This is a genomic window from Psychrobacillus sp. OK032, assembly GCF_900111345.1.
GTDB lineage: Bacteria > Bacillota > Bacilli > Bacillales_A > Planococcaceae > Psychrobacillus.
In genome coordinates, this window is sequence record NZ_FOGY01000001.1 from 587,670 (window position 1) to 610,359 (window position 22,690).

A 22,690-nucleotide genomic window follows, 5' to 3' on the forward strand; every position below is an offset into this window, starting at 1 on the left:
TCAAATGTCTAGTAAAAACATGAAAAGATTAGTAGTTTTAATGTTAACTGTTGTATTAGGGTTCACATTATTAATCCCAACGGCAAGTGCGAAGGTTCCAGATTTCAACGGTGGTGTACTCGATGAATATGAGTACGAAGAAGTTTTTTTCTTAACCGGCTATCCCATTAAATTTACTGGAAAAGCAACTGTTACCGAAAAAGAGAACAAGAATCAGCTAACAACTACTTATAAATTTACGTTAACAAGTGACTATGGAGATAAATTAACACGTAATGTTGTATATGTATCTGACTTAAAAAACTATGAAACAAAAGGTCAAACAACGTCCAATACAAAAGTAAAAAGCTATACAGAAAAGGTAACTATGGCAGATAAAACAACGTATACATTAGACGATTATCAGTTTTCACAAGGATCTGTTATTGATAACCGACCAGCTACTGACTATTACTCTGGAAATGTGATCGCTCGAAAAATTTATATTAAAAGCGAAAAAATAGATAAAAAAACCGAAACAAAGAAAATTACTGTCTATATGGACGGACGCAATGTAGGATACAAAAACTTCTGGGGCTCTACGGACACTCAGTTTATCGATTATGAAATTGAAGCTCCGGAAGGAACTGCATTTGTAACTAGTAAAGTTTCTGATAGTAAATCGAGAGTATTGGAATATGAACAACATACTCCTTCTCTTTCAAGCTTTGTAGGAGGCCATGCAGTTATTAGTTCTTCTAATATAGTTTCTGAATACGAGTATAATATCCCTTATTATGCTGGATCAGGAACGATTTATTTAAACAAAGAAAAAACACCGAAAGTTGAGCGACTGATCGTACCGAAATTCCGTGACATTGCAAAGCATTGGTCCAAACCAAATATCGAAAAACTATATTCTTTAGGTATCTTCGATGAATCTAGTAACTTCTTTTCACCTGATGCAGCAATGAAAAAAGATTTATTCACAGTTGGGGTTGCAAAAGCAGTAGATTTACGTGTACTGGAAGAAAAACCAACGAAGAAAAAATCAACGAAAAAAGCATTATTTGAAGACTTAGATGTAAAAGATCCTAACTATGTATATATTGAAAGCGCGTTAAATAAAGGGATTGTAAGCCCAGTAAATAAAGAAAAGTTTGGCGCAAAAGATTCCATCACACGCGCACAAGCTGTTACGATCATCGTTCGTTCCCTTGGTTTAGAAGGACGTGCTCCTACTCCAGGATATACAACAAAATTCATTGACGATAACAAAATACCAAAAGAAGCAAAAGACAGCATTTACGTAGCAAGTGAATTAGGATTAATCGATCCAGATAAAAAAAATCGTATCAATCCTAATGAAGTACTGACAAGAGGAAAAGCTTCTCAACTACTAGTTCGCTACTTAAATTTCTTAGAATCAGACTTAAAACAAAACTACCGAGACGATATGTTGTATTTCAACTAAAAGCAAACCCCCATCAAAAGCATAACTGCTTTTGGTGGGGGTTTTATCGTTTTTATGTAATCATGTCAAACTAAGATTAGCCAGATAATCATCGTTACGATGATTGTTGTGACACCTTGTAGTAAGGTAGCCATTGTTTGTGCTTTGTACGCGTCTGTTACTTTCATGCCGCTGAACTGTGTAACTACCCAGAAATAGCTGTCATTTACATGGCTCACTGCCATCGCCCCTGCTCCGACCGCCATAACAACTAACGCAAGTGGTAAAGCACCTTCAATACCTAATGTTGGGAGCATCGGTGCAATTAGCGACGATGTAATAACAAGAGCCGCTGTAGACGAACCTTGCGCTGTTTTAAGTGCTGCTGCAATTAAGAAAGGCACTAGTAAGAACCAAGCACCGTTTGCTAAAGCTCCTAAGTCCATTTGTTGCAATTGATCTGCAACCCCTGAATTTTTAATAACTGTACCAAATGCACCACCTGCACCAGTTATTAATAAAATCGGTGCTGCTTCTTTCAACGCCTCACCAATCCATCCGGACAAAGTCGTTTCATTTATCTCTGGTAATAATAAGAATGCTGCAAAGACCCCAAATAATAGCGCTACTGTCGGTGCTCCTAAAAATTGTAGGAAATGGGTGAATCCCGAGTCACTTCCCGTAAGTGCCGCTACTGATCCAATCGCGATTAGTACAATCGGTAATACGATTGGTAGGAACGCTTTAAATGTTGATGGCATTTTACCGAAGGATTTGATTACTTCATCATAATCAAGTGCTTCTTCGTGATCCGCTTCCACGTCAATTTTTGTACCTACTTTAACAGCCCAAATATACCCAACAATCACTGCTGGTATGGCTACGAACAAACCAACTAAAATAATTGTACCCAAATAGTCCGTAGCTCCGATGTTCCCCGCCGCTGCAATAGGACCTGGTGTAGGCGGAACTAATGTATGTGTCGCATATAAACCAGTCGATAATGCAATCGCCATAGAAGCAACTTTCACTTTTGCTCGTTTTGCCAATGATTTTTTTAAACTCGATAATATGATAAATCCTGAATCACAAAATACTGGAATGGATACGATATAACCAATAATCGACATCGCTAGCTGTGGTCGCTTGTCTCCTAAAACACGAAGCACCACTTCCGCCATACGATAAGCCGCACCGGATTTCTCTAAAATAACTCCGATAATTGTACCAGCAACGATGACAATACCGATACTTGTCATCAGGGCTCCAAACCCAGTATTCACATTTTCAACTACTGTAAGTAAAGGCATACCAGATGCAATACCTACAAAAAACGCACTAATTAAAAGTGCTAAAAACGGATGTAATTTGAACACCGCAGTCAATAATACTACTAAAAGGACACCTACTAAAATCACAAAAAACAACATTTACTACACCCCTCTTATAAAATGGATTGCATAACTTCTTTCGTTCTTAAACGCAAATAATAGTCTGCTTGTTCGATAGATTCTTTTTTAGATACTGTATCGCCCACAACACTTGATAACTTATAAAAGTAAGAAGCTAGTTGTGGTCTACTTTCCTCTTCTATAAATCCTGAAAGTAAAATGACTGGAACTCCCATTTCTTTTCCGACATTCGCGATACCAATAGGGGCTTTACCAGAAAGTGTTTGAATATCTGATTTCCCTTCCCCAGTAATGATGAAATCAGCATCCACGATTTGCGCTTTAAAATTGATTGCTTCTATGACTACTTCGATTCCTGGTTTTAATGACACTGGGAAAAAAGCAAGAAATGCTCCACCTAATCCTCCTGCTGCGCCAGCACTCGGCTTTTGGTGGAGTGCAATGCCAGTCACTTCCTCGATTTTATTTGCTAAATGAAGCAAATTTTGATCAAGTACGTCTACTAATTCAGGAGTAACCCCTTTTTGTGGGCCAAAAATAGCCGTTGCCCCATTCGGACCAATGAATGGATTGTCTACATCGCAAGCAATGATAAATTGCGATTCTCGAACTCTTTTATCAAAGTTTGTAACATCCACTTTATGTAACTTAGCTAATGCATCTGCACCTTCTGGTAATTCATCACCAAATTGATCTAGAAATTTCATACCTAGCGCCCGTAACATTCCTGTTCCACCATCATTCGTCGCACTCCCTCCGATACCAACGACGAACTTTTTGAACCCATTATCGAGTGCGTGCAATATTAACTCTCCGGTACCAAATGTCGACGCAATGAGTGGATTCCTTTCATCATCCTTCAGTAAAGTTAAACCAGATGCTTTCGCCATCTCGATCACACATGTTTCCCCATCTCCTAGTACTCCGTATTCTACTTGGATAGGTCTTCCAATAGGATCATGCACATCTACTTGAACCGTATGTCCATTTGTCGCCAATATTAGCGGTTCCAAGGTACCTTCTCCACCATCTGCTACAGGGAGTAATACAGTTTCAATCATTGGGTTTACTTCCTTTATACCTGCAGCTATTTCACGTGCCGCTTCCATTGCAGTTAATGAACCTTTAAAAGAATCAGGACTAACAACGATTTTCATTCAATCACCTCATTTTAGTTAAGTGCTTACACATAATTATATTGATAATTATAATTTTTACATTATACTTAAAGTATAAAGTGCCTGTATTATAACAGGATGTTTTTTATACTTGACGGAGGTACTATGATATCAAAACAGCTTGCCAATCAGATCGTTGAACAAACGATGCTTAGGCTACATCGAAATATTAACGTCATTCAAACGAATGGAATGATTTTAGCTTCTGGGGACCGCTTACGTGTAGATAGTATTCATGAAGGGGCTGTTATCGTAGCAGAAACGAGAAAGCCGTTGCTAATTACAGAGGAAAATAATCACTTATTTCCAAGAACGAAACCGGGTATTAATTTGCCGATATTTTTTCAACAAGAATTAGTTGGAGTCATTGGAATTACGGGTGATCCAAAAGAGATTGAAGAAATAGCGACACTTGTTCAGCTGACAACAGAAATGATGGTTTACCAAGCGTTGATCGCCTCGGAACGCGAGTGGGAAAGAAAAATGCAAGAGATGGTTTTTGAAGAATTGATGAGTGGGCAGCCTTTACAAAAAGTCATTTTCGAACGAATAAACAAAATAGGGTTCCAAAACAAAGCCCCTTTTCATACGATGATGATAGAACTCAATCCAGAATCTAAATCATATCAAACAATACTTCAAGGAATCGAACATTATTTCCATCAAGATTCTATTTTAGTCGGACATTATCAATTAAACGAACACTTCATCCTTACTTCCGGATTAGACGAAAAAGCATTTCAGCAAAAAGTAAAACAGCTCGCTAACATACTTAAGAAATACAATGCCTTCCCAATCTCGGTAGGACAAGTCGTCCATTCACTTGATCAAGTCCATTATTCTTATCAAACGGCAAGAATCGCGCTTGAATATGGACCGCGCAAACATTCAATTATTTTTTTTGAAGAAGCGGAACTGTATTCACTATTAAAAAAGCGAGACTCACAAGAAGCCCAGCATTTTACCAATCGGGTATTAGGTGCATTAGATGTAAAGCTACTCCTCACCTTACAATCTTATTTTAACTGCAATCAACAACTAGCAATTTGTGCGGAGACGTTAGAAATTCATCGTCATACACTTACTTACCGTCTTAAAAAGATTCATAACTTAACTGGATATAATCCAAGTTTATTTCAAGACGCCATTGTTTTACAAATCGCATTGTGGATGACGGATCGAAACTTTCATAACAGTTAAAAACCGTTTCAGCTTTTTGCTGAAACGGTTTTATTAATATAGTTATTTTTTAGCTACTGTTACGTCAGCAACTTTTTTAGCGCCTACGTATTTATTACCCCAGTAATATGGGTCATTTAATTTATCAATTTTTACACCTTTAGATGTCGAAGCATGAATGAATTTTCCACTACCTATGTACATACCAACGTGAGAAACGCCTTTACCTGATGTATTGAAGAAAACTAAGTCTCCCACAGCTAAATTTGCTTTTTTCACCGATTCCCCTGTGCTGTACATTCCTGCTGCTGTTCTCGGTAGGTTTACACCATTGTTTTTGTAAATATATCCGATAAATCCTGAACAATCAAATCCTGCTTTCGTTGTTCCACCATAACGATATTTAATTCCTATTAAATTCTTCGCGCTTGATACTATTTCATTGGATGCTACAGCGCTTGCTGCTTCTGTATTTCCTGCAAATGTTCCCGCGGCTAAAACTACAGTCAAACTAAAGATTGCGATGATTTTTTTAAACAAAGAAGTCAAAACTTATGTTCCTCCAAAAGATGTTATTGAAAAATTCTACTAAAAATTCTACTAAACTAGTATTTGCAAATTTCTCTATACCCATACTAACATGATATAAACTAAAGTGAGTTTACAGTTGTATTACAAAAGTATTACAGTAATCTTCTAATAGATTCTCGATTTGTTATTTGTAATAGTCAATTATTCGTTGCAAAACATTCAAATGGTATATATCTTTTCTACCTGTTCCTATGGTATAAATAGTATAAACAAACGATTAGGAATTACCTAAGAACAGAGGAGAATAGTATTATGAAAAATACACTAACAGTACATTTAGGCTCGATTATTATTGGAATAATCGTCGCAATGCTGTTAATCACTTCAGTCGCTACATATAAGACCGCTTATGACGAATTATATAAAGCAGCCGGTATCGAGGCTTATGGATGCGCAAATATTACAACTGGTTTGATCAATCCCGGAGATATGATCAAAATATTAGATGGAGATACCGCCGCTGTAAATGCGGTTGGTAAGCAACTTAACTGGACTACTGCTCACAAGGATATTTTTGAAACGCAATATATTATTGATCTAGATGGAAAACTATTAGCAATGGACGATCATTTGAAAGCAGATGGTTACAAGGCTGGGGATCAGTTTCATATAGATAAAGAAGCAACGGATATGTTACTTGAAATGGGGCACCCAACTTACTCAAAACCCTATGAATTCGGGGGGATGAAGCGTCTTTCTGGGTATGCACCGATTTATGAAAACCATGACCCATCTGGTAAAATTATCGCGATTAGCGTAATAGATTTCGATGCTTCTATTGTAGGAGATCGAACATGGGATGTGGTGAGTAAAGGAATACTTATTAGTTTAATCCCAATGATTCTTGCTTCGATCGTTACGCTATTTTTGATTAGAAGAAAAACAAAACCGCTTTCGGTACTTATTGCTCATGCGGGTCAAATCGCAGAAGGCAATCTATCTGTTAAAGATACGAACTTTACGAGCAAAGATGAAATTGGAGATTTAAGTAAAACACTTAATAGACTCGCAGGTAACTTTCGTGAGATTATTGGCACCGTGCAAACGACTTCTACCCAACTAACACAAAATGCAGAAGAAACAGCGGCTTCTTTACATGAAATGAAAGATGCTGTACATCAAGTCGCAACGAATATGAGCGAAACTGCTGCATCCGTATCGGATGGCACATTAACAGCCGAAAAATCATCCACTATATTACAAACGCTTGCGGAAAATCTTCAAGACTCTAAAATAACGGCTGATACGAGCGTTCAGAATTCGAAAACTACGATGGCGACAGCAGAAGAAGGCTTAACTCGCGCAACTGAAATTAGTCGCGATATGGACAAAATAAGAAAAGCTTCTATTGAAACAGGTGAAACGATTCAACGATTAAATGAAGCAACGAAGAAAATTCAACATATTACCGGCTCCATTGCTGCAATTGCCGCTCAAACTAATTTACTAGCACTAAACGCATCAATTGAAGCAGCTCGTGCAGGGGAACATGGAAAAGGCTTTGCTGTTGTTGCAGAAGAAGTTCGAAAACTTGCCGAACAATCAAATAGCGAAGTAAACCAAGTCGAAATCATTGTTCAAGATATTACGGCAAGCATTTTATCGGTTGTAACTTCTACAGAAGAAAGTACAAAACTGATTGAAACAGGTTCTACCACAGTGTTACAAACGTCTCAATCATTAAGTGATATTTCAACTGAAGTGGCTAAAACGGTAGAGGAAATTTCTACGATTTCAAGTAAAGCAACAAGCGAGGCGGAAGACTCTATACAAGTGGTAAAACTTATTCATCAACTAACAGAATCTATTCGCGAAATAGAAGAAGTAACAACATCTATTTCAGCAGCGACCGAACAAACGACAGCTTCTATCGACGAGGTAGCTAGCCGCTCAAACGAAACAAGCCATATGGCACAAGAGCTTCAACAAATTGTAGGCAAGTTTAAATTATAAGATTAAAAGCGGAAGCGCCTATCTCTGCTCCGGCAGGCAAATAGGGCAAGGAGCCGATTTCGCATTGATTAAAAAAAAAATTAGGAAATGCTCTCTCATGATAAGTGTAGTTTTTACTAGGAGAAAGTTTGTCGTGTTCAGTGGTCAGTTTGTCGCTTTCGAGATAGGCTTTGTCGTGTTCGAAGTTTAGTTTGTCGCGTTCACAGTGTATTTTGTCTCGTTCAACCATTTACTGGATTTCGCGCACTGATGCTGATTAGTAAGTAAGTAAGTAAGTAAGTTCCATTGATGAGAAAGCGTCCGCCCTGCAGCGGAAATCATAGCAGTAAATCCCTTATGACGCATTATTTCTAGTTTGCGTAATACCCTTAGTCATTGTTTTTATGTATAAATTTATACTACAAAACCGTCCGGGATTAGCCCTAGTGGAATAGACACTACTATGATGATATCCGCGGGGGTCTGGATAACATAAAAAAGCTCGCTTCCATTTAGGAAGCGAGCTTTCTTCTATTACTCCATCTATCAATGAATACCATGAGCTACCATCGCATCTGCTACTTTTAAAAATCCTGCAATATTTGCACCAACTACGAAATTACCAGGTGATCCGTAATCTGCAGCCGCATCAAAACAGCTTTTATAAATATTCTTCATTACTACTTGTAGCTTTTCATCCACTTCTTCCACAGTCCAAGACAAACGCATGCTATTTTGCGACATTTCCATTGCAGAAACCGCCACACCCCCAGCATTAGCTGCTTTCCCTGGTGCAAACAAAACACCATTCGCTTGGAAAGCATGCACCGCATCTTCTGTACAAGGCATATTAGCGCCTTCTCCCACTGCTTTTACACCATTTGCAACAAGCAATGCTGCATCTGCTTCTTCTAATTCATTTTGCGTTGCGCAAGGTAAAGCGATATCGCAAGCAACCGACCATATATTTGTACATCCTTCATAATATACCGCGTGATTATGAAACTTTGTATATTCTTGAATTCTTTTATTGTCAAATTCTTTCAATTGCTTAACCGTTTCTACATTTATTCCTTTCGGATCATAAATGTAGCCACTAGAATCACTGCATGCTAGTACAGTTGCACCTAGCTCAATTGCTTTCTCCATCGCATAAGTTGCGACATTTCCCGAACCGGAAACAATCACTTTTTTTCCAGCGAAACTATCGCCTTTACCTTTCAGCATTTCTTCCACAAAATAAACACAACCATATCCAGTCGCTTCTTTTCGCCCTAAGCTCCCGCCATGATTTGGGTCTTTACCTGTGAAAACACCTGCTTCAAAACCACCTTTAATGCGATTATATTGCCCAAACATATAGCCAATTTCTCGTTTTCCAACGCCAATATCTCCCGCTGGTACGTCCATATCTGCTCCAATATATTTGCTTAGCTCTGTTATAAAGCTTTGGGTAAAACGCATAATTTCACGTGATGACTTACCTTTCGGATCAAAATCAGAGCCACCTTTACCACCACCTATTGGCATACCGGTCAATGCATTTTTGAATGTCTGTTCAAATGCCAAAAACTTCATAATACTGCTATTTACAGTCGGATGGAATCGAATCCCGCCTTTATACGGTCCTATACTATTATTAAACTGCACACGGAAACCACGGTTTACATGCACCTTCCCCGTATCATCTTCCCAAGCAACGCGAAACGAAATCACTCGGTCCGGCTCTGTAATACGCTCCAAAATACCATTTTGCATAAACTCTGGATGCTTTAAAAAAACAGGACGAAGTGAATCAAAAATTTCACGTGTTGCCTGTAAAAACTCTTTCTCTCCAGGATTACGCTTCTTTACTAACTCATATACTTCATGCACATAATCATTTGCTCTACTTTTTTGTTCCTGTTCCCTTAATAAATCCATATATTTTGCCCCTAACATATTCATTCTTTTATCTATTATCTCGAATCTTCTAAAAACATTCAACATAAACATAATGCGTTAGTAATAAATATACATAAAATGTTACAATTATACGACTCTTAATAGTATATGTACCCTATTATTGGAAAAATAACCCTAAGCAGTCAAAACTGCGATTGAAAGCAAGAAGCACTCTACGAGCACCGAGACCAAATCAAATAAGAAGCACTTTGTCAGGCAAAGTACAAACTCTAAATATTTAATTCTCCAATATATTCCTTACTGAGACAAAACATGCTGTGAACACGACAAACAACATTACGAAAACAACAAAACCAACTCCGAACGCGACATACTCGGTTACGAAAACGACAAAGCAAAATACAAAAAAAATGACTCCGATTCAATTCCGGAGTCACTTTTTTTCTTAATACAAACTTTTCACTAACGTTTCCAACATGACTGGCATTTCGACGAATGCGCTATCTACATGCAGACGCTCTGTTCTTTGGTGTGCATCTTTACCAAATGGACCTACATTCAACACTGGCCCTTTAAGCTGCGCCATATCTTCAAAGGGAATACTATATGTGTCTCCCCATACCGGTGTATTACTTTCAAACGCTGTCCAACCATTGCCAGAATCATCATAGTTCACATAGCTTAAATCACAAATACCATTAAAGTAGTGGATTTGATCGATTTTATTGTCAAATGATTGCGCAGATTTTTTCATTAGCTCTACTGCTTCCTTCACTATCGGATGATCGGAAGTATTAACAGCTGGATAGTACGGTGGTGCAAATAATAGTACCGTCGCAGGTGCCAACTCCTGGCATTGAATCATTAGATTATCCACAATGCGAAGTGACTTTTCACGGTCATCCCATTCATCATTTTGGAGCGCTTCATTCTTCAAGCGTTCTACTTCATCCGTACCTAATTTTTTCGAAGCGTGTGCTAAAAGCTGTTCATAGCGAAGCACTTTCACTTCTCCAACACCACTCACTTGCTCACGCGCACAAATCATTTGGTAGCTTTCGTTTAAAGCACCCATCGCTTCATTTGCCACTTGTTCGAACAAATCCATTACTTCTGAAGCTGTTCGTTTCAACATAAAGACATTGTAAAGTGCCACGGCACGATATGGTGTTTGGGTAGAATAAGACATCTTCAAATCTTTTTGCTGTAACGAAACAGGAAGCGGTGTACTTTCCCCAAGATCCGTCTCACGGAATAATGGATTCCACTCCATTCGCTGCGTTAAATAGGACGCGATATAGTTCGCCGTCATCCCTTTCATTGGCTCTCCAACATGCGTCTCTTTTCCGTAAAACAAAGCTGCAGGCATTATTTTACCGATTGTTCCAGAATAAATATACTCTGCAATATCCAACGGTTTTTGAGAGAATGACGGTTCACTATTTAAAAATAGCTTATACGTCAATCCAAACTCCTCCCGAATACGAACTAATTGTGGAACAGCCGCTCGCATTCCAGCAGAATTCACTTCCTCATCGGGAACAGTAGTCAAAACAAGATTGATCGGCCACTCTTCACGACTCGCTTTTTCAAGCAATTGCATATGAAGTGCAAGTCCCATTTTCATGTCCATCGTACCTCGACCAAACAAATACTTACCCGTTTCCAGATCAATACGTGCCGATTCTGGCAAATCATCTGGATTTTCCATTAGCTTTTTCGTAAGCTCCTCTGGAAAATACGCAAGTGGTTGTAAAGATCCGTACTCTTCCGTTTGAACCGTATCAAAGTGGCTGATTAAAACAACTGTTTCAACCGCTTCTGGATGTTTGTATAATGCTGTAACTACATGTCTTCCAAGTCCTGCATCATGCAACTGCAGATAACTCGGGTGATCTTGAAAATACTCCAATTCTCTTAGCTTATCCAACACTTTCGGAGCAAAAGTAGTTTCCCCTTCTGTTAGCGTAATACTATCCCAACTAACCAGTTCACATAACAATGCCCGAAGCGTTTCTGGTGTACTCCATAATAACTGACTCATTCTATATTTCTCCTTTATTACTAATGCCTGCGAAAATTGATTGCTAATATTCAGAAACTAGTGTTTTCAATTTTCTTGAACGACTTTAGTATTTACTAAAGCTTCTTTTTGATGCTTTTTCTCTAATCTCAATTTATAGAATAGCATACAAGCGATGAAAAAACCTACACCATAATAAAGACCTACTCGCTGCGTAGGGTCAAACGCTAAAAATACTAATATTAATAAACAAAACGCGATACAGAATATTGGAACAAATGGATAAAATCGTACTTTATATCCTAAATCCTCCAATTTTCCACCATTTTTTAAATAACGTCGGCGGAACATTAATTGAGATGCCGCAATTCCCATCCAAGAGATAGTAACAGAAATCCCTGCAATGGACATTAATAATACGAATACCGTGTCCGCTTCCATTACGCTTGTCAATAAAGACAATAAGGAGAAAGCCATCGTGAATAGTAATGCTGTCAGTGGTATTTTTCGTTTCGAAAGACGGCCGAATACTCTCGGTGCCATCCCTTCTCTTGCCATAGACCACAATAAACGAGTGGATGCATACAAACATGAATTCCCTACGGACAAAATTGCAGTTAAAATAACAAAGTTCATAATACTACCTGCGTACGGAATTCCAGCTAAATTCATTAAAGTAACAAACGGACTTTCAAGTAGTCCTAGTTCAGATGCTGGGAAAATAGCAGATAATACGATAATGGAAGCAATATAAAACACGACGATTCTAATAATAATTGTTCGAATAGCTTTCGGAATATTCTTTTGTGGGTTTTCTGTTTCACCGGCTGCAATACCAACTAGTTCAGATCCTTGGTATGAGAATATAACGTTCATCATCGTCACAAAAACAATTGCAATCCCAGCTGGGAACAACCCAGACGGTGCTAAATTCGTTGCTAAAGGCGTTGCTCTTTCTTCCAATGGGATAATCCCAAAAATTGCTGCAGCACCAATGATGATAAACAGGACTACCGCAACAACCTTAATACCTGCAAACCAAAATTCTGCCTCAGCAAACGCTCTCGTTGTAAGCGCATTCAAAGCAAATAATAATACCATGAATATTGCACACCATATCCAGATTGGTACATCTGGGAACCAATGCTGCATAAGTATTCCAGCTGCAGTAAACTCGACTCCAGCTGTAGCAGCCGAGCCTACAAAATACATCCATCCAAGTGAAAATCCCGCAGATGGACTAATAAAGCGCGTAGCATACGTTTGGAAAGAACCCGTTACCGGCATATAAACAGCAAGCTCCCCTAGGCAAACCATAACCATATACAAAATCAAACCGCCAATCAAGTACCCAAGCATTGCTCCCCCGGGACCTGCTTGATTAATCGTATAACCAGCATTTAAAAACAAACCCGTCCCAATTACTCCACCAAGAGATAGCATAAATAAATGGCGGCTTTTCATCGAGCGATTTAATAAATTTTGTTGAGATGAATCTCCAATATTAGACATAATATTCCCCTCTATTGCAATTATTTAACTAAACCAGATCCCCTGTTCTTATTTTGTTATTACGGGTGCCTGGCACCCGTAATAATTTTTAGAATCTCAATGATAGGCAACTTAGACCGCCGTCTTGCTTTTGAACTTCAGACATATCAAGTTCGATTGTTTCGTAGCCTGCTTCGTTGATTTTGCGTTTCGTTTCGCTGAACCCTTCTGGAATAATTACATAATCATTCACACGAATACAGTTTGCTGAGTATTCATCTTCATCGGTAATAACGATTTTGTCATAGGAATCAAACGCTGGATGATCAATAAATTCACCTGCAACAACCATTTTATTATTACCTAAATAAGCAATACCAGTTTTCAAATGAAAGAACTTTTGTAGAGGGATGATTGTTGCTTCAAATCCTTCGCTTTCTAGAATTTCTTTTAACTGCCGTGCCCCTTCTTCATTCGTACGTTCAGAAATTCCGATATAAAATTTATTGTCGGCTTGTAAAATATCCCCACCATCTAGGGTGCCAGGTGATTTAATATAATGGAACTTCTTATAAAAATCTTTTAGAACACTTTCAATTTCAACGATTTCGCCATTACGAGATTCCGCACCAGGATTCGTTACAACTGCAAATTCAGATGTTAGTACTGCAGCATCTTCCACAAACGTTGAATCTGGAAATTCTTCACTCGCAGAAAGAAGTGTTACTTCTACTCCACATTTTTTCAAAGCTTCCACATAAGCTTTATGCTGAACTAGTAATTTATCATAATCCGGTTTTCCAAGATCCGATGTAGTTAATCCTTCTACATAGCTTTTACCGGGTGTTTTTGCGATTACCTTTTGAAATTTACTCATTTTTTTTCCTCCTTAATTTCTAATAACTGGACTTGTCAGACATGTTGGACCACCAGTACCTAGAACACTGATTTCGCGTCCTTTGTATTCATAAACTGTAGCTCCTGCATCAAGCAATTGTTGTTTCGTCGATTCATTGCCCTCGACTATGACACAAACACGCGGTGCAAGTGCTAGAACATTACATCCAAGATTATCGTATTCTGCTTTTGGTACTTCCACTAATTGAATACCGCGCTCTATCAATAACTGACGGAAAAATACTGGCATTAATGGTGAATGCACCACCGCCAAGTCTTTATCAACCATGCTAATGAAAGACATCAAATGTAAGCATTCCGCTTCTCCTTGATCATGCGGAAGTTGCACAACGATGAACTCCTCTACGTATGGTGCCGTTATTTCTTTCAATTGGCGAATTGCTTCGTCGTTTGTACGATACCCACGACCAACTACTAGCGTTTTATCATCTAACCAAACGATATCTCCACCGTCCGATACTGCCTCACCAGTTAACTCCCCGATAATAGGTATCTCTTTTTCTTGTAGAAACTCTTTATAAACAGCTGCTTCTGGCTGTCTTAATTTTTTACCTGATTTTAAAATGATGGCACCAGCTGGTGTAAATTTCACTGGGTCATGCGCGTAAATAGAATCTAAACCTACTTTGTCTGTTGCTGGAAGATAATCGATTTGAGGTACATGCTTGTCCAAAATTTCGATGAATATTTTATATTCACGGACTGCTTCTTCAAAATTAGGTTCTTGTAGATAATTGTAAGTTTTCCATTGATCGGATAAGTGTTTTTGACTAACAAAAGCTTCGTTCGGATGTTTTACAATTACTCGCTCTAATTTTTTATACATAGATGAGTTATAAGTCATTTCTTTTCCCCCTTTTCCGCATATCGGAAAACGTTTCTGATAAACGGAAATATTATATTTAAAATATATGTGTTTCATGATATGATGTCAATGTATTTTGAATATTTGAAACTTATTATTTTAGAATAATATAAAAATTGGTGGGTGATTTACATGCAATCCATTACACGTGCTATGACCGTTGCAAAAGTTTTAGCATCGCATGCAAATGAAAAAGGAGTAAGTATTTCTGTGCTTTCCAAACAATGCGAGCTTCCACTCAGTACCATGCACAGATTATTACAAGCAATGATTAAACAAAGCATGGTCGAGCAAGATGAACACTCTAAATTGTACCGCCTTGGCGTGGTTTGGTTAGAGTATGGTTTACAAGTGTACGATACAATAGACTACGTCAGTAAAATCAGACCCGAACTGGAAAGCTTGTCTAGAGAAGTAGGAGAGAGTGTCTATTTAAGTAAACCTGTTGGAACAGAAGCGATGATTGTCGAAAGAATTGATAGCGAAAATAATCCAATTCGAATTTACGACCAACTTGGAATGCGTATTCCAATGCATATCGGTGCTGCCAATAAATCAATGCTTGCAGCTATGCCTAAATCTCAATCTGAAAGTATTCTGTCGCAGCTTTTACCTGAGGACAAAATTCCTGGTTTTCTACAATCACTCAACCAAATTACAAAGCAAGGCTACGCAATTAGTCACTCTGAAAGAACAGAAGGCACATCTTCTGTCGCTGTTTCTATAAAAGACAGCATTGGACAAATCATCGGTGCCATAAGCATAGGCGTTGTCAGCTTCAACCTAACAGAAGAACGTCTTACATTTCTAATAAGTAAAGTAATCGAGACCGGTAATAATATTTCCATAAGACTAAGATCTAGTAACGGTAACGGATAAAGTAAATTTCATGCAACCATTTATTAGAACAACCCCTCATATTCAACGTCGTCTCACTCCAAGTGGAATTGTCTATTTTAAGAGTTGGTTGCTTTCCGAATAGAACTGGTTGTTTTCTATAATTGATTGATTGCTCTTAGTTATTTACTGGGATACCTATAAATAGAAATATAAGACCATATAGAGAGAAAGCACATCAAAACAATTAGTTAGATTGGTTTAGTCGTGTTCAGCAGTCAATTTGTCGCTTTTGAGATAGGCTTTGTCATGTTTACAGCTTATTCAACTATTTTGATATTGAATTTTCACTTTCTGTAAATTAGATTGAATTGAGAGCAGTGACGCTGATTAGCAAGCAATTTTTATGGATTGGAGCGAAAGGGCGGCGACTCCTGCCGGATGAGTGAGACAGATGAAACATCGCAGGCGAACGCGCTAGCGTCGGCGATGGTTCATCGCTCACCCGGCGGAAAGCGTCCGCCCTGCAGCGGAAATCCTTACGGTAACTTCCTTACGACGCAGTATCCCTATATGGTGAAGTATTTCGTTGTGACGATAACTACTGGGGCATATTATTTCTATTATGCGCTGAATAAAAAAGTAGTATCCTATTATTAGGAGATTGTTTTAAAAACAACACCAATTCGATAAATTCCTAGAACAATACAAAAAAGAGAGCAACCGTCTATTCGACAGTTGCCCTCTTTTTACATATATTTAGTGAATCCTATCCTTAATACTACTTTAAATTAGCCCATTCGTTTTCAAGCCATGTTTTAAATTCGGATCCTTTTTCACCTTCATATGCATCATACACATCAATACGCATTCTCTTCAACTTGGTTGCAAACTCTTCAAATGTATGATCAGCCGGTAAACTCTTTTTCACGCGAACAAAGACTTTATTAGCGCCTTTAATCACTTCAAACTTTTTACGCGCAGGCATCGCTGCTTCTTCTCCAAACTCAAGAAGAATACGATATGCAGCTTCCTGAATTTTATATACTGGGTCATTTGCTAATCTAGATTTCATAATGTCGATCACTTGACTAGTATTGTACTTTCCTAATTCCTCGACAGCATCATAACGTGCTCTCCAATTAGACGTACGGTTTGCTGCTTTTTTTAATTCCTCATAATTCTCCGGCAACTCATTATTCACTATCTTTTTACTCAACTAATCCAAACTCCTTTTTTTGTACAACTCTTCATTACTGTCACATCTCTTCATTATATACTACGTTTGATTGTTCTCCTATTTTTATCGGATATGTCGTATATTATTCGGTTGATTTATGTAGTTTTTTTATTTTTTTTCTTCTTTCTGTACCGTTCACTCATTGGCATCCCAAACTCGGGATACACTTGCCTCACAAGGTTCATATTCTTACTCATATAATAGTAGCGATGAATATAAATAGAAAAATAAGCTGTCAGGAGGGATAATAAAGAAATACAAACAATAAGCACTATAAAAACAGCAGAATCAGTATATATAAAAGATAAAATCAGCTGTCCCAATATATAACCTGCTCCTCCAATAGCCATCCAACTCACAGGAATCGTGCTTTTTTGCTGTAATTTATAATACGTTCCCGAATATAGTGCTTTCCAATTTAGTAAGTTCATCCCTACCAATAAAGCAATAAAAAAGAAGACACCGATAATGAAAGATCCACTACCTTGTGCTCCCATATTTATATACATCATTTTTTGAATCGCCAAAAAATAAATATACGTATTCACTACACCATAGATTCCAAAAAATAAATAATAAGATTTCTCATACTTATAAGGGGCGATTAAATAGATGAGTGCCCAAAGTTGAATAATTCCGACCGGTATAATAGCAGCTATAAAATAAGATAACGAAAAGGGAACCCCTATGATGGGAATTAAGCCAATCAGATATAATAATATTAGGAAGAAACAAATTATATTTGATCTATTTTCTTTAGGAGTTTGTAATCTTAAATAAGACATTGCAATCCTGTCTACGTTTTTCTTTTCTATTGGGTTTCTCTCTCCTAACTATATTAACCAAATATGACAGAAGTGATACTCGCTCTTAGCACTAGTAACACTTCTGTAAATATTGCTTTCCATATATCCTTAATAATCTTTTAGTTAATTACAATACTCCTAGACTCATTTCGGCATAGGTTCGTTTGGATCGTGTTTTCTTGAACTGAACGAATACAGGAGTTTTTTGAGTCATATTATGCTCTTTTAAATAAGCAAACAGCTCCCAATACTTAACTTGCGATTGCACTTCATATTCTTCTGTAATTCTCGTCATGACTAATTTATCGACAATAAAATAGCTACTAAAATTTACTTCTTCTTCCTTTGGAAATGAAAAATGGCTTTCCGCAATTGGAAGGAATAGTTGGGCTGTCATCACTTCTGCAGTTGGATCACTAATTATCGAAAAAAATATCGCTCCAGTTGGATGATACCCATGTCCGGTTAATATTTCATCAAAGTCATTTAACGCGATATCAATCTCCTCTGGCAAAAAGTTATATAATTTCGATGCCACATTCCGATATGCAATTTGATGGTTTTCAACAATCATTCCTCATCACCCTGCCCTATTACTGGCACATACAAATCAATTATATAATCTCCATACACTTCCAATAACACACAATAATACGTATCATCCAGTTTTATCCCTCTAGCATTCGCATACGATTTTACTTTTTCATAAGCGGCATAAAAATCCAATTCTTGATCCGCTTGTCGCATTAATAAAGCCCTTTCCAACACAAAGACTTCTTTAAATGAAAAATCCCCCTCGTCCGAGAGTACAACCGGACTACTTATAGGCAAATAATATGTAAAACGACCTGATTTTTCATCTGTCGAACTTTCCACAAACGAAAAACTTATCGGTCCATTTCGATAGACATCCTTATTTAACGTAAAGTCTTCCAACATATAAATACTATCTTGCCAATCTGCTTTTTTCTGCTCCACTTCATACGTCAACACATTCTCAAAAACTAACGAGGCCATTTCAATTCCCATCTTCATTCACCCTTTCTCAAATTGTTTCCTACTTATTCAAATAACCACGCTCATTAAAGTTAAAGCTCTTAAATCGAAACTTACAATATAAAATGACAAGTTGCTCTGGCAAAATAAATAGCATAACAAAAAATATAAAAATCGCAATTACAATAAAAACCATCCCATTTAAATCAGCTATTGCTGAGTTCCTAGCAATATATTGGATTATAAAAACGATACCTATACCACCCAAAGTTGCCGCTGGAATGTAGGAAGTTGTCTCAAATTTGCTTCTCAATACATCTTTTTTAGACCCTTTACGGTAATGTCCCTTTCGCAAAAGAATATAAAAACGTATGGAAGTAACAATAAAGATTGATAAACCTATCCCAAGAGTTATATATGTGAAATTTAATAGAGATTCTGGGCTCGGCTTTTCTCCATACCCATCATTGCCAACTAAAAACATTGCACAGATAAATAAAGGAATAGAAAATAAATTTTGTGATACTAAAATAGATAACAAATACTGCATCTTTTCACTATTTTTATATACTATAGGAATTGCATAGATAAGTGACAATATGCTAAGTAATCCTGTAAATATAAAGTGGAATAAAAGAATTTGATCCTTGTATGGATAAACTGTGTGACGACCTACCGCAAAATATTCTAATGCAAATAGGAATGCCTGCAAAAATATAGATAGTATTAGAATGCCCGACAAAGCTCCCGGGCTTTGTCTACCAGATTCAAAGGGTCCTCTCAATACTTCAAAATCTTCTTCGTTTAGTTTTCCAAACATAGAAAGGTACCCTCCACTTTAATTGTACTGCCGCTTGTTAATATAACTGCGCTCATTAAAATTAAAGCTTTTATATCGATATTTACAATACAAAATAACAAGTTGTTCTGGAAGGATAAAAAGCATAACAAAAAATGCGAGAATACCGCCAACAATAAGAATAATCACGTTCAGATCATTAATTGCGGAGTTTCGAACAATGTATTGAATAATGAACACAATCCCTACCCCCGCAATAATTGAAGATGGTATATAAGAAGTTGTTTCAAATCTACCTCTCATTTCTCCTTTTTTCGAGCCTTTACGATAATGACCATTCTTCAACAATATATAAAAACGGATAAAAGTTGCTAAAAAAACTAAGAACCCAATCAATAAAACAATATAGGTGAAACTAAGTAGGGAATCAGGACTAGCAATCATTCCTTCCCCATCTTTTCCAATTAAAAATAATGCCATTATTAGAAATGGAATTGAAGACATATTTTGAGTAACTATGATGGAGATTAAATACTGCACTTTCTCACTTCTTTTATAAACCGCTGGAATGGCATAGATCAAAGACAACGCAATTAGTACAACAGTTATCCAAAAATGTATTGTAACTATTTCATCCTTATATGGATAAATAGTAGAATCAGCGGCCATATAATACTCAAGTGCAAAGAGCAATGCTTGTAAAAATATACCCAGAATTAGAACAAAGGCCAGATTCGCTGGACTTTGTCTACCGGAATCTATTGGACCTCTTAGCACTTCAAAATCTTCTTCCTTAAGCTTCACTAAAAACCACTCTTCTTTCTTTGTTAATGGAACCATCCTTTTACATGATCCATTACCGATTTATCTTCTTCTCCAAATTTGGTGTTTAACGCAACATTGGCAAGTATACCAAGTCCAACCCCTACTGCTGTTCCGACACCTGGTATTGGGATAGCAACTGTAAAGGTAGCGGTAAATCCTGCTTGAACTGCTCCTCCAACCGCAACATCAATCGCTGTATCTACGGTAGCTCTTCCTGCAGCCTCCCCATCGCTTAGCCCTGCATCTTTAGCAGTCGTATAATTACCGTAATAGCTTAGTCCTGCCCCTATAGGTCCTAACCCTTTACTGATCCCGTTAAGAGGACCTTTTGTTACCATCCCTTTTACGTCCACAAGATCTGTAAATGACTTTCCTGTACCTTTCAGTGTGGCACTTCCGACTGTTTTTGCTTTTTGCATATTGGTAGCTTGATCATTATAGTAAGCAAGTGAAGGATGTTTTTTTAATGCTTCATCCCCAGTTCCGGACCAACCGCTCAGCCCTGGTTTCTTCGTTCCATATTTAAGCGTAACTTTGTTGTTTGCTGCAATCTCATAATGCTTTGGAGACCATTTTCTATTTCCTTTTGGCACATTTTTCATTAATTCTTTAAATGCTTTCGAGCCTAGATCTACTCTCAAATTCTTTAAAGCATTACCAGTTGCATTGATTCGATACGAATACTTACCGGTTTTTGGATCAAATACTCTAGAAGTAGTAATACCTCCGTCTTTCCCCGCTACATACATACCAAATGCGGATATTCCACCGGTAAGTCCTGTAGTCACTCTTTTCGCATTTCCTACTGCGTCCTTCAACATCATGACGGTAGGATTAGCGGATGAAACTTCTCCTGTCACCTCTTTTTCCCCTTCTGCATCCACCGTTTCCGTATCCCCTAAACGGGTATCTAACTGTGTTTGTAGCGGATGGCTTTCCGAATACTCTCCCCACCGGTCTGCCGGGAAGTCAATATCTGTTAAGCCGTCATTCATCATGCCTTCAACTTCCAGTAACCACAGTTCCAACGTAAGTAGATCTGATTCAATTTGCATTAATGCATTAGTTTGAGTTGAGTCAAACTCATTTAAATCGGTAACCGTATTATCTCGCTTTTTCCTAGCATTACTGACTCCGTCTTGCACACCACTATCATCCAAATGAGGAAGTGCAACGATATCTGAAACTTGATCCATAATGCCATTTGTTTCATCTGTTAGATTACTAGTTACTTGAGAGATTTCCGTAAGTCCTTCTTCTACCTCGCCTTCTAAAAAACTTTGGCGAATAAAACCATTCCGATCTGGCTCTAAAGCATCGAGTTCAGCACCCATTTGGGTAAGGGTGCTATCGAATGCGGTTTTGAACGTGAAGAAAAACTGTAAGAAAGGCAAATGACAATCATTATAAAATGCTCGGATAGCATTTCCACCTGTTCCTTTTAAAGAATCTTCCATCGATGCAAGTCCAAGGGTTGCAGTTTGTATAGCCTTCATTTTTCCTTCAATACGGGTGAGCATGTTTACATTTCGCTGTAAGCCATCGTGAAACGGGCTGACATCTAATATTTTCATGGAGCCACCTTCTGCGGTCCGGCAATTGTACTATCCATAGCGGTTGAAATTTTTTGATCAGTTTCATTCATAAATTCAACAGAACTTGTTGTGGTCTGTATATTTGTGTTTAAAACGGTTTGATATTTCGTCAGTAGTTGCTCCAGTTTCGTTGTAAGCTCCGTCAATTTAGTTACAACATCCATTGTATTTCCTGTAATTGGCGGCTCTGCTTTTGGATTAAGCGATTCTGTTGCACTTGTCATTTCCCCAAGTTGCATTTCCACATCAGCATATACGATTTTCACTTCAGTTGACATAAAGATTCTCCCCCCACATTATTTAGAAGCCTCTGCCCTTTGTCTAGCTTCTTCAGCCAATAAATTGGCAATCGTTTGTTTGATTGATTCAATTTCTGCTAACAGTGACGTGATTTTATTTGAAATGGCACTAAATACAGCAGAAAACTGAGCACCAGTTATTTCTAAATAGGAAGCATGAATTCCTGCTTCCCGTATGTCATCAAAACTGGTTGCTAGAGTACCAAGCCATGTCGTTGTAGTTAGTTCCGGCTCTAAACACTTATGTTCGTTTTCATTGAATTGTCCCTGTTTTTCTGAGAGTGACCCTTGGCATTCGATTAGTCGTCTTAGTTCTTCTTGCTTCTTGTGCAACAGTGCGTAATAATATCCAAGCAAATGTATTCTC

General features: G+C 37.7%; 21 protein-coding genes. 4 read left to right on the forward strand and 17 right to left on the reverse strand.

What is annotated here, in order from left to right:
• The first annotated feature begins 4 nt into the window (after positions 1-4).
• A complete protein-coding gene (locus BMZ04_RS02740) occupies positions 5-1,453 on the forward strand; it encodes an S-layer homology domain-containing protein (protein WP_093264972.1) in 1,449 nt (482 codons plus the stop codon).
• A 65-nt stretch (positions 1,454-1,518) separates the two neighbouring features.
• Here the strand turns inward: BMZ04_RS02740 and BMZ04_RS02745 are convergent, their stop codons facing one another.
• Together BMZ04_RS02745 and BMZ04_RS02750 are read right to left on the reverse strand one after the other, a co-directional pair.
• Positions 1,519-2,862, reverse strand: coding sequence for a GntP family permease (locus BMZ04_RS02745; RefSeq protein ID WP_093264975.1), 1,344 nt, complete (start codon positions 2,860-2,862; stop codon positions 1,519-1,521).
• A 14-nt stretch (positions 2,863-2,876) separates the two neighbouring features.
• Complete coding sequence (locus tag BMZ04_RS02750; RefSeq protein WP_093264978.1) at positions 2,877-4,001, reverse strand: glycerate kinase; 1,125 nt, start codon at positions 3,999-4,001, stop codon at positions 2,877-2,879.
• A gap of 126 nt (positions 4,002-4,127) precedes the next feature.
• On the opposite strand from BMZ04_RS02750, the gene BMZ04_RS02755 reads away from it, so the two are divergent.
• Complete coding sequence (locus tag BMZ04_RS02755; protein ID WP_093264980.1) at positions 4,128-5,222, forward strand: CdaR family transcriptional regulator; 1,095 nt, start codon at positions 4,128-4,130, stop codon at positions 5,220-5,222.
• Between the two features lie 42 nt (positions 5,223-5,264).
• Here BMZ04_RS02755 and BMZ04_RS02760 read toward each other — a convergent pair whose 3' ends face one another.
• Positions 5,265-5,750 carry a C40 family peptidase gene (locus BMZ04_RS02760; protein WP_093264983.1) on the reverse strand — a complete coding sequence of 162 codons (486 nt, stop codon included), beginning with the start codon at positions 5,748-5,750 and terminating at the stop codon, positions 5,265-5,267.
• A 294-nt stretch (positions 5,751-6,044) separates the two neighbouring features.
• Between BMZ04_RS02760 and BMZ04_RS02765 the strand changes: the two genes are divergently transcribed.
• Positions 6,045-7,745 (forward strand): methyl-accepting chemotaxis protein, encoded by a 1,701-nt coding sequence (locus BMZ04_RS02765; RefSeq protein ID WP_093264985.1) that lies wholly within the window; start codon positions 6,045-6,047, stop codon positions 7,743-7,745.
• Between the two features lie 525 nt (positions 7,746-8,270).
• Here the strand turns inward: BMZ04_RS02765 and gdhA are convergent.
• The 5 genes from gdhA to BMZ04_RS02795 form a co-directional block, all read right to left on the reverse strand.
• Positions 8,271-9,647 carry an NADP-specific glutamate dehydrogenase gene (gdhA, locus tag BMZ04_RS02775; RefSeq protein ID WP_093264991.1) on the reverse strand — a complete coding sequence of 459 codons (1,377 nt, stop codon included), beginning with the start codon at positions 9,645-9,647 and terminating at the stop codon, positions 8,271-8,273.
• Between the two features lie 427 nt (positions 9,648-10,074).
• Complete coding sequence (locus BMZ04_RS02780; RefSeq protein ID WP_093264993.1) at positions 10,075-11,673, reverse strand: M20/M25/M40 family metallo-hydrolase; 1,599 nt, start codon at positions 11,671-11,673, stop codon at positions 10,075-10,077.
• 66 nt (positions 11,674-11,739) lie between these two features.
• Positions 11,740-13,164: an amino acid permease gene (locus BMZ04_RS02785; RefSeq protein ID WP_093264996.1), complete on the reverse strand. Its 1,425-nt coding sequence runs from the start codon at positions 13,162-13,164 to the stop codon at positions 11,740-11,742.
• Positions 13,165-13,252: 88 nt separating this feature from the next.
• Entirely contained in the window at positions 13,253-14,020 is a 768-nt protein-coding gene (locus tag BMZ04_RS02790; RefSeq protein WP_093264998.1) for a dimethylarginine dimethylaminohydrolase family protein, read from the reverse strand.
• Positions 14,021-14,032: 12 nt separating this feature from the next.
• Positions 14,033-14,905 (reverse strand): dimethylarginine dimethylaminohydrolase family protein, encoded by an 873-nt coding sequence (locus BMZ04_RS02795; protein ID WP_093265001.1) that lies wholly within the window; start codon positions 14,903-14,905, stop codon positions 14,033-14,035.
• 153 nt (positions 14,906-15,058) lie between these two features.
• On the opposite strand from BMZ04_RS02795, the gene BMZ04_RS02800 reads away from it, so the two are divergent.
• Positions 15,059-15,805 carry an IclR family transcriptional regulator gene (locus tag BMZ04_RS02800; protein WP_093265003.1) on the forward strand — a complete coding sequence of 249 codons (747 nt, stop codon included), beginning with the start codon at positions 15,059-15,061 and terminating at the stop codon, positions 15,803-15,805.
• Positions 15,806-16,544: 739 nt separating this feature from the next.
• On the opposite strand, the gene BMZ04_RS02805 is transcribed toward BMZ04_RS02800, so the two are convergent.
• The 9 genes from BMZ04_RS02805 to BMZ04_RS02845 all read right to left on the reverse strand — a co-directional run bounded on the left by BMZ04_RS02805 (position 16,545) and on the right by BMZ04_RS02845 (position 22,680).
• A complete protein-coding gene (locus BMZ04_RS02805; protein WP_093265006.1) occupies positions 16,545-16,982 on the reverse strand; it encodes a HEAT repeat domain-containing protein in 438 nt (145 codons plus the stop codon).
• 116 nt (positions 16,983-17,098) lie between these two features.
• Complete coding sequence (locus tag BMZ04_RS02810) at positions 17,099-17,788, reverse strand: hypothetical protein (protein WP_093265008.1); 690 nt, start codon at positions 17,786-17,788, stop codon at positions 17,099-17,101.
• 148 nt (positions 17,789-17,936) lie between these two features.
• Positions 17,937-18,383 (reverse strand): DUF5085 family protein, encoded by a 447-nt coding sequence (locus tag BMZ04_RS02815; RefSeq protein WP_093265011.1) that lies wholly within the window; start codon positions 18,381-18,383, stop codon positions 17,937-17,939.
• On the reverse strand, positions 18,380-18,838 hold the full coding sequence (locus BMZ04_RS02820) for a DUF5085 family protein (protein ID WP_093265013.1): 459 nt from the start codon (positions 18,836-18,838) through the stop codon (positions 18,380-18,382). Before BMZ04_RS02820 ends, BMZ04_RS02815 begins: the two co-directional genes overlap by 4 nt.
• A 28-nt stretch (positions 18,839-18,866) precedes the next feature.
• Positions 18,867-19,625: a hypothetical protein gene (locus tag BMZ04_RS02825; protein WP_093265016.1), complete on the reverse strand. Its 759-nt coding sequence runs from the start codon at positions 19,623-19,625 to the stop codon at positions 18,867-18,869.
• An 18-nt stretch (positions 19,626-19,643) separates the two neighbouring features.
• A complete protein-coding gene (locus BMZ04_RS02830) occupies positions 19,644-20,444 on the reverse strand; it encodes a hypothetical protein (protein ID WP_093265018.1) in 801 nt (266 codons plus the stop codon).
• Positions 20,432-22,003: a ribonuclease YeeF family protein gene (locus tag BMZ04_RS02835; RefSeq protein WP_093265023.1), complete on the reverse strand. Its 1,572-nt coding sequence runs from the start codon at positions 22,001-22,003 to the stop codon at positions 20,432-20,434. The genes BMZ04_RS02830 and BMZ04_RS02835 overlap by 13 nt, the downstream gene beginning before the upstream one ends.
• Positions 22,000-22,302 carry a YwqI/YxiC family protein gene (locus BMZ04_RS02840; RefSeq protein WP_093265026.1) on the reverse strand — a complete coding sequence of 101 codons (303 nt, stop codon included), beginning with the start codon at positions 22,300-22,302 and terminating at the stop codon, positions 22,000-22,002. The genes BMZ04_RS02835 and BMZ04_RS02840 overlap by 4 nt, the downstream gene beginning before the upstream one ends.
• A gap of 18 nt (positions 22,303-22,320) precedes the next feature.
• Positions 22,321-22,680: a DUF5082 family protein gene (locus tag BMZ04_RS02845; RefSeq protein ID WP_093265029.1), complete on the reverse strand. Its 360-nt coding sequence runs from the start codon at positions 22,678-22,680 to the stop codon at positions 22,321-22,323.
• Between the last annotated feature and the right edge of the window lie 10 nt (positions 22,681-22,690).